Genomic DNA, 12,980 nt, shown 5'->3' with positions numbered 1-12,980 from the left:
AAACATTTCAACCCATCCTCCACGGACGTAATCATCGGATTCAGAGCCTCTAATGCCCCCGCCCAGCAGGCCCCAGCTACCCTTCAGCCCAAGACCGTCGTAGCTGGTGGGCGGGGAGGCGGGTTGATCACTTATTCGCCAACCACCCCGTTTTGAGCCCAATCGCCGCTCTTTGTCGAAAATTTGTAATAAATCTACAATCTGTATTCAGCCAATGCGCCTTTGGCACATCGACCGGGGGTCCAACCCAGGTGATTGGGGACAGCCTGGGTTCCGCATCGGTGATCGCCCTTAGGCTTACCAACGCCGTGTTTGGGCCTTTTGACACAGGCTCCCACCGACGACAGCGCTATCAAATTGACCGGGATCGACTATGCTTTGCCAGTGGCATCCAGGCTGGCCCATACACCAGCCGGGATATCCCGGGTCCCGCGTCGCGGAAAATCAAGTGGCAGCCATTTGCTGGTAACATACCCCGGGGAACCCGGATTAAATCGGCGCAACCTCAGACTTTGCATCGAATTAATCTGAATTCCCCAGGCCCAGCCGGCCGACTGATCGCCGCTGCACTAACAACAGGGACAAACTCTGCCATGAAAGTAACAATCAGTGACGTCGCCGCCCGTGCCGGTGTCTCGATCAAGACGGTCTCCCGCGTCATCAACAACGAACCGTCCGTACGCCCGGCCACCCGCCGAAAGGTGATGGACTCGGTTGAGGCCCTCAACTACCAGCCCAACCTTGCAGCGCGCAACCTGGCCGGCACCCGCTCCTATACGATCGCGTTCATTTATGACAATCCCAATGCCTACTACGTCATCGATATGCAGAACGGTATTCTCGATGCCTGCAAAGCAAGGGGCTACGAGTTGCTGATTCACCCGAGCAACTTCAAGTCCACTCAGGTATACGAGGAACTGCGCAACCTGGTGGAACACTCAAGAGTGGCGGGCCTGGTCCTTACACCGCCCTTTTCCGAACAACAACAGGTGATCGATACCCTGCAAAGTCTCGGGGTGGATTACGTACGGATTATCTCCACCTCGGCCGCCGGCGGCGACGAAGAAAACTGCATCATGGTTGACGACAGCCAAGCCGCCTTTGACCTCACCCAGCACCTGCTGCAGTACGGTCACCGGCGCATCGGCTTTCTCTGCGGCGGCGAGGAGCATGTATCCACCCAGGGCCGCCTGGACGGTTACAAGCGGGCTCTGCAGGGCGCCGGCATTCCCCTCGACGAATCCCTCATCCTCCAGGGGGAATACTCTTTTGATTCCGGCGTACAGGGCGCCAAAAAACTGCTGCATGTGGACAACCCACCCTCGGCCATTTTCGCCAGCAACGATGAAATGGCCGCAGGGGCACTGTTCGCTGCACGCCTGATGGGCATAGCGATCCCGGAACAGCTTTCCATTGTGGGCTTCGAGGACAGCCCCTTCTCCCGCCAAACCTGGCCAACACTGACCACCGCGCACCAGCCCAATAATGAAATTGCCAAATGTGCCGCCGCTCTGGTCCTGAGCAAGGCCCGCAGTAAAGGGGCCGCGGAGAGCGCCGCTGCCTCCAAAGGCGCTGGCATTGTGAGAAAGTTTACCCCGTCACTGGTGATCCGGGACTCCAGCGGCCCGGCGCCCCAAAGCCTTGATCTCGGACAACAGAGCCTAGTCAAAGGGGCGAGATAACCCAACCCCTTATACCGGCACTCCCAGGCTACCAGCTCCGCATCTTGTGCCCTTTTACGGCGTAAAACAGAATAAAAAGGTAGGCGGGCACCGCTATCAGGTAAGCCGCCTGACCATCGCCCGTATCCGCAAAATGTCCGTACAGCGGCGGTAAAATTGCACCGCCGGAGATGCCCATGATCAGCAATGCCGAGCCCCTGGAGGTAAACTTGCCAAGCCCATCCAGCGCCAGCGGCCAGATAGCGGGCCAGCACATGGCATTGGCAAAGCCCAGTAACGCGACAAAGAACACCGCATTTGGAACTTCCGGCAGGCCCAGCAACGACAGGCTGGCGGCGGAAAGTGCAGTATTTTCCAGGGATCCGGTCATAACCAGTAAGGTAAAAAGGATACCCAGAATGGCAGAGATCAAAAGCGCTGTCTGCTGACTCATAAGGCGGGGAATGACGGCGGTGCCGTAAAGGTAACCCAGCACCATAAAAATCATCGTATAAGAGGTCAGAACAGCCGCATCCGCAGTATCCATTCCCGCCTGTATCCCCAGCAGGCCGATAGCGTCACCGGCAATGACCTCCACTCCCACGTAAAAAAACAGCGCCACTGAGCCCAATACCAGCCGGGGAAATTTCATCAGCCCCCCCAGGGTTACGGTTGTCTCCTCCTGACCCTCGACAACACCTTCGTCAATGTCGGGCAGGGGCGCAAACAGCATGGCCACCGCAAGGATACCGCCGAGCAGAGCCATACCCAGGTAGGGACTGACCAGCTGACCCGCCAGCTCGTCCAGTTTCGCCTCCTTCGCCAATGGACTCAAAGCATCCAACTCGACAGTGGATATACCGCTGATACCGGACATCACCAGCACGGCAAAAACTATCGGGGCGACAATTCCCGCTCCCTTATTGAGCAACCCCATGATGCAAATCCGTACCGCCGCGGTCTCTTGTGACCCCAGCCTGACGATATAGGGGTTGGACGCAGTCTGTAGAATAGTGAGGCCTGAACCCACCACGAATTGCGCCAGCAGAAAAATACCGAACATACGACTGTAGGCGGCGGGAATAAAAACAAGCGCACCGAGCGCCACCAGCGCCAGCCCCAGCGCCATACCATTTTTATAACCCGTTTTTTCGATGATGGCGGCCATCGGCAGTGCCATAACCGTATAGGCGATATAAAAGGCGGACGCCACCAGCATGGCTTCGAAAGCGCTCAGTTCACAAATTGTCTGTAAAAAGGGGATCAGGGCACCATTAAGCCAGGTGACAAAACCAAAGATAAAAAACAGAAGGCCGATAATCACCATCGGCAATTTGCTATCGCTTATCTCACTTTCAACAACGGCTGCTCGCATCATAAACCTACCCTTTGTTATCGTTTTTTAACTTTGGCCATCCAACAAACCTTTTTATACCCACTGTAGAGCCGCTCCGGCCGACAGCTTTCGATACCATTTTTGCTTCCGCGATTCGCTCGACCAACGGCCTGATGTTGACCGGGCAACCATGGGACGGGCCTATTGGGAAAAGACTTCCCGCCCGTCTATCCAGGTCTTTTGCACCTGCAGCTCGCTGTTGAGCAAAATATAATTAGCCCGCGCCCCTTCCTCGATGCGCCCACCCTCTATGCCCAGATACTGCGCGGGATACAGCGAAGCCATGCGCAACGCCTCGAACAGATCCACGCCGCACCAGTGGTGTATATTGCGCACCGCAGCAATCATATCCAGGTGCGACCCCGCCAGCTCGCCGGTACTGGAAGTTAATTTGTCCCCCTCCCTGGTCACCACCCGGTCAAACAGAGGAAAAGACGCTTCATCGCTTCCCACCAGGGACATGGCATCGGTAACCAGCATCAGCTTGCCCCGCGGTTTGGCCTTGAGCGCCAACAGCATGGCCTCCGCACTTACATGGTGGCCGTCGGCGATCAAACCGCACCAGGCATCATCGCTGATCAGCGCCAGCCCCACCATCCCCGGTTCCCGGGACTTCAGTGGAGACATGGCGTTGTACAAGTGGGTAAAGCCTGTGGCCCCGGCCCCCAGAGCGGCCGCCACAGTATCGCCATCGGCGTTGGAATGACCGAGACAAACCCTAACCCCCAAAGATACCAGGCGGCGGATATCCTCCGCTGAAACATTCTCCGGCGCCAGGGTAACCATTTTCAGCCCCAGGTCCCCACGGCCATAAAGGCGCAATTCCGCTGGGCTGAGAGGGCGGATAAAACGCTCCTCGTGGGTACCTTTTTTGGGGACACTCAGGTGCGGACCTTCAAAATGCAGGCCCAGCACTCCCGGAACAGCATCCCGCAACGCAGCCGCCACCGCATTCGCGGCCCTTTCCATCACCGGCGCTTCGTCTGTAATCAGGGTCGGCATAAAACCCGTGGTGCCATAGCGGGCGTGTGCCGCACCCATCCTGCGCAAAGTGTCCAGAGAGGGGTCGTTATTGAACAGGGCACCGCCGCCGCCATTTACCTGCACATCGATCAGGCCCGGCGCCAACAGTCCATACAACCGCTCCGCCCCCGACAAACCAGCTGGGTCGATAGACTGCACCCGGCCAGCGTCATCCACCACCATCGACACGTCCCGGTGCAGACGTTCACCGTCGAATAACCGCTCCACAATGTAATTTCGCGCCACTGGAATCTCCGCCTGCAGTCAGAGGGTACGGGTCACTTTTTTGAGACCGGCGGGCTGGTCCGGGTTGATACCGCGGCTCACTGCAACATGTGCCACATCCAGGTAAAAACGCTGCAGCAGTGCCAGTGGTGCCACCCGCGGATGCACCCCCCCAGTGGGCACATGGAGATTCACCAGAGTACCGCCACGGCGCATGACATCTGCAATCTGTTCACTGTGCACTGTGTAGGATTCATCTTCGATGGGCACATTGACCACCGTCAGCTGCCGCTCCACCAGGGTCACCGGGCCGTGCAGGAATTCCGCGCTGGAAAAGGATTCCGCGTGGATGTTGCACACCTCTTTCAACTTGAGTGCCAATTCCCGGGTAATGCCGTAGCCGGGCCCACGCCCGAGCACCACCAGGTTGTTCACATCGGCCAGGTCTTCAGGGCGCAGCTGCGGACTGGCCTCGACTGCCTGTGCCAGGGTCCTGGGCAGGGTTTCTACAGCGTTCAGCAGGTCGCTGTCCTGGGTCCAGTTCGCAACAAGCTGCAACACCGCCGACAGGGTGGCAAGATAACTCTTGGTGGCAGCCACCGCCTTTTCCGGCCCGGCCCACAAAGGTACCACCAGATCAACAACGTCACCCACGGGTGCACTCTCGTCGTTGACCAGTGCCACCGTATAAGCACCAGCCTGCTGCGCCATTTCGGCCAGGGCGAGAACATCGGGGCTGCGGCCGGACTGCGAAATCACCAGAACCAGAGCGTCCTCTAGCTTGAGTTTGCGGCCGTAAACGCTGGATACAGACGGGGCGGCGGCAAAGGTGGGCGTACCCGTTTCTATTTCTATGAGGTACTTGGCAAAAACACCGGCGTGATCTGAAGAGCCGCGCCCTACAATCATTACCAGGCGGGGAGGCTTGCGGCGCAACCGTGCGCCCAGCTCCGCCATGATTGACGCATTGTTCTTCAGCTGTTCCTCGATACGATCCGGCGCCTCACGCGCTTCAGATTCCATAACCGTTGTGACCATTGCCTGTCGACCTGTGCAATATTGTTGGCGACGGTAACGCCACCGTTGAAAAGACCCGAGCGCGCTGCCTAGGGCCTGTTGACACTAACCAAACAGCGCCTTGCCACCCAGCCCGGCGCTCACCGGTTTGACATTGCCCTCCTCGCGCTCCAGTTCCTGTCGCGCCAGATAAACACAACCGATTTCCGGGGGCTCCAGCGGCTCCTCCAAACGCTCGATCACCCGGGGCTCCAGCCAGCGGGTCATACTGGCGGCGAGGCCGCCAATCATCGACAACCGCGGTGGCTCCAATTGCAGCAGCTTGTCTGCCATAGCACTGATATAGCTGGCGCCGTCGCGCACTATCGCCTCCGCCACCGGATCGCCGGCTTCCGCACACTGAAATACCGGAATGGCCAATCGCGCATAGTAACTGGGGCACTCTCCCCGGATTCGTTCGAATACCTCGTTGGGAGTGGTCGCCGCCAACACTTTCAGCAATTCGCCTTGCAGTTGCGATTCCGGGGCCAGGCCGTCCAGAGCCATCAGGAGATACTTGACCGCTTCCAGTCCTATCCAGGCACCACTGCCCTTGTCGCCGTGAGGGAAGCCATGACCGCCGAGCAGTGTGCGCTGACCATCGACCCAGGCGTAGCCACAGGATCCGGTACCGGCAATCAGCACTGCGCCGCTGCCACCGCGATGGGCACCCAGACAGGCCGAGTGCTGATCGGTTGTCAGATACATTTTCTTGAAAGGGTGCGACCAGGAAGACATCTCCTGGTAGAGTCGCGGCATATTGACCCCGGCCAGCCCCACCCCGGCGACCAGTTCGCCCAGGGTTTCAGGCGGCAGCCCGGCGTCGGCCAGTGCCAGGGTTGTGGAGCCCAATATCGAATCAAGGGTCTGGTCATAACCATGCAGGGGGTTTGCGGGCCCCGCCAGGCCGGTACCAAGGACCCGATCGTTCACATCCACGATAACGGCCCGGCACTTGCTGCCACCGCCGTCAATACCGATCCAAAGCCTATCCCCGAAAGCAACCATCTGTACCGGCCCCTAAGATTTTCCAGTGCCATATGACTGATCCGGGCTCGCCGGTTGTTTTACCGCGGTCCCGGGCACCTGTGTCAGTGTGCGGGTGATACTACAATATCAATGACAGCGTTGTCATACCATTTTTCGAAAAAACCGGTAAAAAGTAGTCTCGCACCATCGCGCTGACCAAAAAACATGCAGTGTTTTTTCAGTATAGAGACACCCGGCTGGCTGGCCTGAGGAGAGCCGCCAAGCACAACCGTTTATGGCTGAAAGGGGCCGTGAAGCCGGATGAGCTTTGTCAGCCAAGTTATGGGGCTGGTGATGCGAGCACTTCGAGCAGAGTTGCAGCAGATCGCGATTTAGGAGCCGATGGTACATCGCGTTAACCGACACAAGCTTTCCCGACCGGCACTGTCCTGCCCTCGGGCTTGTTTACTGGAATTATTAGGCCTGTGCACACTAACTGAGATAGCCGTTAATTAATTCTGTTCCCCATTCCGAATCAGGTATTTCAGCTTGTTCATATAGGCATTGCGGGTCTCTGCCCGTTCCGCCAGGGCAAAGGCCGCACGAAAACTGTCCTGGGAATCTTCGAATTCGCCCAGCCGGTAGCGCGTCAAACCCAGGAGAAAATGGAACCGGTGGTCGCTGTCATATTTCCACAGAGCGCGCCGTAACTGCTTTTGTGCCCGCCGGTATTCCCCCTCTTCGTACGCGGATCGGGCAAGATAGTAGAGATAATAGGGGTTTCTCTCCCGGTGGTAGCGCACCCGCTCGGCATAATAGTCTGCGACCTCAAAAGCTCCCTGACGCCGATACAGGCGCTCCAGATTGCTCAGCGCCACCAGGTTTTCCGGCTTGAACAACAGCGCCCGATGGTAGCTTTGCTCCGCCTCCTCTTTGTGCCCAAAGCGGCTGTACAGCGCACCTAAATTGGACCACAGATTTGAATTTCCCGGCTGTAGTGCCAGTGCCTTGCGCAGATAGAGGAAAGCCCTTTTACCATCGCCGGCATTCATAAGCTCTACGCCCCGGTTGCTGTAGTACTGCGCCAGCACAACAACATCAGACAGTTTACGCTGCTCGTACACCGGGTCATAGGCGGCCAGATTGAAATCCACCACCCGGCGTCCCCGGGGGTGTTCGGACACCATGTTGATGTGGCGGTAAACCACGAACGTCTGAGGATCCTCATGTCCCCAGACAGGGGGCACGTCCACCTCGTTGAACGACGCCTCTACCCCGAGTTCCCGGGCCATAGCCACCATCATCAGGGTAAACGCCAGGCAGTTACCGCGCCGCTCGCGAAAAGTACCCCCGGCGGTGAAGGTGCTGTCCTGGTCGTATTCGACGTGGAACTTCTGTGTTTCAAAGGCTTCTATCAGCGCCGCCAAACGCCGCTGCGGCGAGACGTCCGGCGCTATGTTCGCCAGGAAATCGCGCATCTCCGCCGTGATTGTCATCACCGGGTCCCGCGGCAGTTCGCCGGGATCCACTGGCCGGCCGAGTATCGCGGCGCCGGACAGCAGATGGTCCGGCACTATCTCCACCGGTTGTTCCACCGGCATCTTGCCGGCGCAACCCACAAAGGCGCCGGCGACGACCAGCAAGGCCGCCATTAGCGGGGTTTTCATCGTTATACATCCGCCGATTCACTGTCTACCACGGCAGGGTTTACCACCATTCCCCCAGCTTGTGAACCGCAATGAGATGACCGGCAAGGTTACATTTGTAACGAGTCGCTTGAATCACTGACAGCTGGTACACTCCAGGGGTTGCTTTGGAGGCGGCCACTGTGTGCGCAGTTGCGGTCCCATCGCCAATGACACCAGAGGGGGAAACCCTCTCCGCGGTCTGGACAGATAGCCGGACCAGTGAATGGGTGCCGTGCCCGAGCGCCCCTGAAACCCGGGAGCACCTCGGCGCGCCGAGGTATGCTCGATTAGAGCTATAACAACTGGAACTTCAGCTTATGTCGTCGAATACGTATCAGAACAGTGATGGCTTTTTCGGCCATCCCAAAGGACTCTCCACACTGTTCTTCACCGAAATGTGGGAACGGATGAGTTACTATGGTATGCGCGTCCTGCTCGTACTGTTTATGACCGCCAGCCTGCAGGAAGAGGGCCTCGCCTTTACCGTCGCCGCTGCAACCGCCATCTACGGACTCTATACCGGTGCAGTCTATTTCCTCGGCCTGCCGGGCGGCTGGATTGCAGACCGATTGCTGGGCGGACAGCGCACCGTCTGGTACGGCGGCATCATCATCATGTGCGGCCACATAGTGCTGGCGATTCCCAGTGATCACACCTTCTTTATTGGCCTGATACTGGTTGCAAGCGGAACCGGGCTGCTCAAACCGAATATCAGCGCCCTGGTGGGCCACCTGTATCAGCCCGAGGACGTGCGCCGGGACAGCGGTTACGCCCTCTATTATATGGGTATCAACATAGGCTCCACCCTCGGCTACATTATTTGCGGCTACTTCGGTGAAAAGGTGGGCTGGCACTGGGGTTTCGGTGCCGCCGCCGTGGGTATGGCCATAGGCCTGGTTCAGTACCGCCTGACAATCGGCAACCTGGGCGATGCCAGCCTGAAACCGGAAAACCCCCTGTCACCGCAGAATGCCAAACTGGCCTGGCGCACAATTGGCGCTGTACTGGTGGCTGTGGCATTGATCACCGGCCTGACCATGCAGGGGGTCATCACCATCGATCCCGTCACCGCGGCCCAATATGTGGCCGTAGTCTTCACCCTCACGTTCCTGGCCTATTACGCATTCATCTACTTCGCTGGCCAGTTGAGCGGCGCGGAGAAAAAGAAACTCTGGGCCCTGTTCCTGGTCTGCGTAGCCTCCACCTGTTTCTGGTCCGGCTTCGAGCAGGCCGGTTCCTCCCTCAACCTATTCGGCCGCGACTACACTGACCGCGTGATTGGCACCTTCGAGGTTCCGGCGTCCTGGCTCCAGAACGTCAACCCCATGTTCATTATCCTGCTGTCCCCCTTCTTTGCGGCGCTCTGGATCAACCTGGGCAAGCGTATGATGGACCCCTCCTACGGGATGAAATGCGCTATCGGCCTGGTTATCATGGGCAGTGGCTTTGTGGTGATGTTCTTCGCCGCCCAGTACGCCGCCCAGGGCCTGAAAGTGGCCCCCTACTGGCTGATTACCACCTACTTCCTGCATACAGTGGGCGAACTGTGTCTGAGCCCGGTAGCCCTGAGTGCTGTCAGCAAGCTGTCCCCCCGCCGTTTTGCCGGCCAGATGATGGGGGTCTTTGTACTGACCTACTCCATTGGCAACATTTTCTCGGGTTTGCTGGCGGGGCATTTCGATCCGAACAATATCTCCGAGCTGCCGAATCTGTACCTGCAGATCAGCCTGTTTATCATCGGCACCGGCATTATCCTCTCGCTGATCGCCCTGAAATCCAAATACTGGGAAAGCAGTGATAGCGCGACTGAAGAAGGTGGTTCTCAAGTGGGGGCAAAGGCCTGATAAACCGCTCGCTCAAATTACTCCTTCTGCAACAAAAAGGCCGCCCGGATCAACCGGGCGGCCTTTTTTATCGCAACTATTAACCCGGCAATCCAGTGGATGAGCTCTCACCCATCGGGCCTTCGCCCTTGAAAACCTGCGTAATTACACTGAGCAACCTGCGCGGGTCTCCACCAGGCTGTAACACCCCATCATACCGCACCAAAGCGGCAACTTACTTTGTTGCTAGTTTTCAGCTCCCAGGAATAATTGCTTTTCATTAATCAGCTCCACCGAAATGGGTGGCACTCAGGACAGCACCAGCCCTAGATTCAACCAGACAAACCGAACACCGATCACACAGAGCAACAGCGCAAAACTGTTCTTAAGTATTTGGGGCGGCAGGCGATGGGCCAGCAGCGCACCCAGGTGTGCGCAGGGCGCGCTGGCCACCACTATGCCAATGAATGCCGGCCAGTAGATATAGCCACCACTCCCGGGCGGCAGCGATTCACTACCCCACCCCTGTACCGCAAAGCTAAGCGCACCGGCTATCGCAATGGGCAGGCCGCAGGCTGCCGAAGTGGCGACCGCCCGCTGTATCTTCACCCCACAGTGGGATAAAAAGGGCACCGTCAGTGAACCTCCACCGATACCAAAAATGGCCGATGCCCAACCGATCAATGCCCCTACTGCGGCAAGCGCGGGTCTTTTAGGCAGTGGGCTGACGTCCTCTGGAGCTACTCTGCGGCGCAGGCCGGCCAACCACATACGAATCGCGATCACCAGGGCAAAGACACCGATCAGCAGTTGTAGCCAGGCGCCGGGCAGCCAGTGCGCCGTCACACCGCCGAGCCAGGACCCGAGCAAAATTCCCGGTGTCATTGTCCGGAACAGCCGCCAGTCCACCGCTCCCCGCAGGTGATGGATACGAATGGCACTGGTGGAAGTCACCACTATGGTGGCCAGGGAGGTGGCCACCGCCATCTGGGTAAGCACTTCCGCCTCAATCCCCATGGCGGTGAACACCAGCACCAGTGCCGGGACTATGATCAATCCGCCACCCACCCCAAACAGGCCGGCGATGGTACCGGCCACGGCGCCGACTGCGAGATAGATCAGCAGGATTTCCATAGATTGGCCTCAATCCGGTCGCACCGGAGGTGCCGGATAAGGGTCAGCCGCGGGGCTCAATTTCCAGCCAGCCAAAACCCTGTTGCTGGCAGGCGAACAGGCAGTTGGCCACTTGCTCCGACACATCTGCCAGCGCTTTTCGCGCCAGCTCCAGGGTATTGTTCTTTTCGCTGATATGCGCAACCACCAGATGCTGTAATTGCTCCGCACCCACCCGGCGCAGGAAGCCCGCCGCCTGCTGATTGCTGAGATGCCCATAGGCTCCGCCCACACGGCGCTTCAGTGGCGCCGGATAGGGGCCCTGGGCCAGCATTTGCGGATCGTGGTTGGCTTCCAGCACCAGGGCGTCGCAGTCGCCGAAGTGCGACTCGATATGGGGTGTCACAGTACCCAGGTCGGTAAGCAGGCCCAGGCTGCTGGCGCGGCTGCGAAATACAAACTGGGCCGCTTCCCGGGCATCGTGGGGCACCGCCACCGGAGTCACCTGGATATCGGCCACCGCAAACGGTTGATAGCCTTCGATCAGGTGCGTCCGGGGGAGTTTACCCAAATCCCGCGCACGGAGTGTGCCGGGGGTCAGGTAGATGGGCAGGCCGTACTTTCGCGCCAGTGGCGCGACGCCGGAGAGGTGATCACTGTGCTCGTGGGTAACGAGGATCGCCGACAGGTCCGCCGGCGAAACCCCGAGCCGCGCCATGCGCCGCTCGGTCTCCTTGATGGTAAAGCCGCAATCCACCAGCAGGCAGTCGCCACCGCTGGCAACCAGGGTACCGTTGCCCTTGCTGCCGCTGCCAAGCGACGCAAATTTAAGTGTCATCAGATCAGATTCTGACGAATTGCCATCAACAGCTCGGAAGTTTTGCCACGGGATAGCGGCTGGCCGCGGGTATCGCGGATACGCACTTCAATCAGTCCGTTAGCACTGCGCAGCACCACCAGGTAACCGGGAATTTCTGTTGCCTCGGCGCCGCCGACACCCGATATACCGTCAAACAGTGCGGGTTCAGCGGTTGTGGAGGTATCGATATTGGCCATTAGCTGCGGCAGAGTCACTCCCTCCGCCTCTTCAGCCAGCGTGTCCTCGTCGTCGCTGCCCCAGGAAAACCAGCCGCCGTCCTTCTCCTCTTCGGACAGCTCGCGGGACTTGTCGAAGGTCACGTAAAAGATGCCTGTGGCGGTATCTTCCTGATGCAGGCGAAAGGCGCCCGAATTGAGGGCGTGGACCAGGGTCGCCACCGCTCTCTCCCGCTCCAGTCCCATAAACAGGTAGGGCTCGCGGCCCGCCGGCTCCTGCAGTCCCACCTTGACCGCTCCCCCTCCGATCGCCTGCGCCACCAGGGAGGCCGCCGCGCCACTGCTATCGGCGGCCAGCGCCGAGGACATCTCATCGATCATCCAGCCCTCCCGCTCCGGGTCGGTGGATTGAGCCGGCCATTCCACCTGCACACTGGCCGGCAAGCTCACCGGCGCGGAGAAGTGGCGGACATGGACTTCGGTGGTATCCGGCTGTACACCCGATTCCACCTGAAGAAAGAATTTGTCCTTGGTTTCCGGGGTCTGCTTGAAAGTCAGCCAGGCGGTCTCCATGCGGCCGGCATTGACATCGGACGACGCCAGCTGCAAACCGGACTGGCGCAGGAAGTAGTGCAACTGGGGCCAGACTTCCTCCGGGGGCTGCGATACCAGTACCCAGCGGCGGTTGCCCAGTTTTTGGATTTTGACCCTGTCCAGCCCCACATTGGCCGCCAGCGCCTGCGGACGGGGCACCTCGAATTTACCCCGCTCCAGGTCGGCTGTGCCGGTCTGGGGAACTTCGTACAGCTCCTCTTGCAGGGGGGCCTTGACCCCTTCGGGCATTCTCAGTGGGGGCAGGCTGTCCGCCAATTGGTAATCGTCACTGCGATCGCGGAAATAGCCGTCCTCGCCGCCAAAGATGCCACAGCCGGACAGGGCGATACTGGCGCCCAGAAGCGCGACCCCTGTAGTCAGTTTTGTCATTATCGAT

10 protein-coding genes are annotated in these 12,980 nt (G+C 59.0%); 2 read left to right on the top strand and 8 right to left on the bottom strand.

Translation table 11 applies throughout. The features are described 5' to 3' along the window. The first annotated feature begins 593 nt into the window (after positions 1-593). A complete protein-coding gene (locus ABVT36_RS00540) occupies positions 594-1,682 on the top strand; it encodes a LacI family DNA-binding transcriptional regulator (RefSeq protein ID WP_368454796.1) in 1,089 nt (362 codons plus the stop codon). 28 nt (positions 1,683-1,710) lie between these two features. Here the strand turns inward: ABVT36_RS00540 and ABVT36_RS00535 are convergent, their stop codons facing one another. The 5 genes from ABVT36_RS00535 to ABVT36_RS00515 form a co-directional block, all read right to left on the bottom strand. Next, on the bottom strand, positions 1,711-3,039 hold the full coding sequence (locus ABVT36_RS00535) for a sugar MFS transporter (protein WP_368454795.1): 1,329 nt from the start codon (positions 3,037-3,039) through the stop codon (positions 1,711-1,713). A 159-nt stretch (positions 3,040-3,198) separates the two neighbouring features. Beyond that, positions 3,199-4,326, bottom strand: coding sequence for an N-acetylglucosamine-6-phosphate deacetylase (gene nagA, locus ABVT36_RS00530; protein ID WP_368454794.1), 1,128 nt, complete (start codon positions 4,324-4,326; stop codon positions 3,199-3,201). 18 nt (positions 4,327-4,344) lie between these two features. Then, a complete protein-coding gene (nagB-II, locus tag ABVT36_RS00525) occupies positions 4,345-5,343 on the bottom strand; it encodes a glucosamine-6-phosphate deaminase NagB-II (protein ID WP_368454793.1) in 999 nt (332 codons plus the stop codon). Positions 5,344-5,427: 84 nt separating this feature from the next. Continuing rightward, positions 5,428-6,369, bottom strand: a complete 942-nt coding sequence (gene nagK / locus ABVT36_RS00520; protein WP_368454792.1) for an N-acetylglucosamine kinase — start codon at positions 6,367-6,369, stop codon at positions 5,428-5,430. A gap of 473 nt (positions 6,370-6,842) precedes the next feature. Continuing rightward, positions 6,843-7,997 (bottom strand): tetratricopeptide repeat protein, encoded by a 1,155-nt coding sequence (locus tag ABVT36_RS00515; protein WP_368454791.1) that lies wholly within the window; start codon positions 7,995-7,997, stop codon positions 6,843-6,845. A 338-nt stretch (positions 7,998-8,335) separates the two neighbouring features. On the opposite strand from ABVT36_RS00515, the gene ABVT36_RS00510 reads away from it, so the two are divergent. Next, on the top strand, positions 8,336-9,862 hold the full coding sequence (locus tag ABVT36_RS00510) for a peptide MFS transporter (protein ID WP_368454790.1): 1,527 nt from the start codon (positions 8,336-8,338) through the stop codon (positions 9,860-9,862). Between the two features lie 288 nt (positions 9,863-10,150). On the opposite strand, the gene ABVT36_RS00505 is transcribed toward ABVT36_RS00510, so the two are convergent. Genes ABVT36_RS00505 through bamC form a run of 3 tightly spaced genes read right to left on the bottom strand, consistent with a single transcriptional unit; the run spans position 10,151 to position 12,973 of the window. Next, positions 10,151-10,975 (bottom strand): sulfite exporter TauE/SafE family protein, encoded by an 825-nt coding sequence (locus ABVT36_RS00505; protein ID WP_368454789.1) that lies wholly within the window; start codon positions 10,973-10,975, stop codon positions 10,151-10,153. A gap of 43 nt (positions 10,976-11,018) precedes the next feature. Further along, positions 11,019-11,792, bottom strand: coding sequence for an MBL fold metallo-hydrolase (locus ABVT36_RS00500; RefSeq protein ID WP_368454788.1), 774 nt, complete (start codon positions 11,790-11,792; stop codon positions 11,019-11,021). After that, positions 11,792-12,973, bottom strand: coding sequence for an outer membrane protein assembly factor BamC (bamC, locus tag ABVT36_RS00495; protein WP_368454787.1), 1,182 nt, complete (start codon positions 12,971-12,973; stop codon positions 11,792-11,794). Before bamC ends, ABVT36_RS00500 begins: the two co-directional genes overlap by 1 nt. Between the last annotated feature and the right edge of the window lie 7 nt (positions 12,974-12,980).

The sequence above is a fragment of the Microbulbifer sp. TYP-18 genome, assembly GCF_040932045.1.
Taxonomy (GTDB): domain Bacteria; phylum Pseudomonadota; class Gammaproteobacteria; order Pseudomonadales; family Cellvibrionaceae; genus Microbulbifer.
The sequence above is the reverse complement of the archived record's forward strand: the minus strand, read 5'-3'. Positions and strand labels throughout refer to the sequence as shown.

Coding starts and splice junctions, on each gene's coding strand:
- nagK (WP_368454792.1), bottom strand. CDS start 6,369: ATGGTTGCTTTCGGGGATAGGCTTTGGATCGGTATTGACGGCGGTGGC.
- ABVT36_RS00535 (WP_368454795.1), bottom strand. CDS start 3,039: ATGATGCGAGCAGCCGTTGTTGAAAGTGAGATAAGCGATAGCAAATTG.
- nagB-II (WP_368454793.1), bottom strand. CDS start 5,343: ATGGTCACAACGGTTATGGAATCTGAAGCGCGTGAGGCGCCGGATCGT.
- ABVT36_RS00540 (WP_368454796.1), top strand. CDS start 594: ATGAAAGTAACAATCAGTGACGTCGCCGCCCGTGCCGGTGTCTCGATC.
- ABVT36_RS00510 (WP_368454790.1), top strand. CDS start 8,336: ATGTCGTCGAATACGTATCAGAACAGTGATGGCTTTTTCGGCCATCCC.
- ABVT36_RS00505 (WP_368454789.1), bottom strand. CDS start 10,975: ATGGAAATCCTGCTGATCTATCTCGCAGTCGGCGCCGTGGCCGGTACC.
- ABVT36_RS00515 (WP_368454791.1), bottom strand. CDS start 7,997: ATGAAAACCCCGCTAATGGCGGCCTTGCTGGTCGTCGCCGGCGCCTTT.
- ABVT36_RS00500 (WP_368454788.1), bottom strand. CDS start 11,792: ATGACACTTAAATTTGCGTCGCTTGGCAGCGGCAGCAAGGGCAACGGT.
- bamC (WP_368454787.1), bottom strand. CDS start 12,973: ATGACAAAACTGACTACAGGGGTCGCGCTTCTGGGCGCCAGTATCGCC.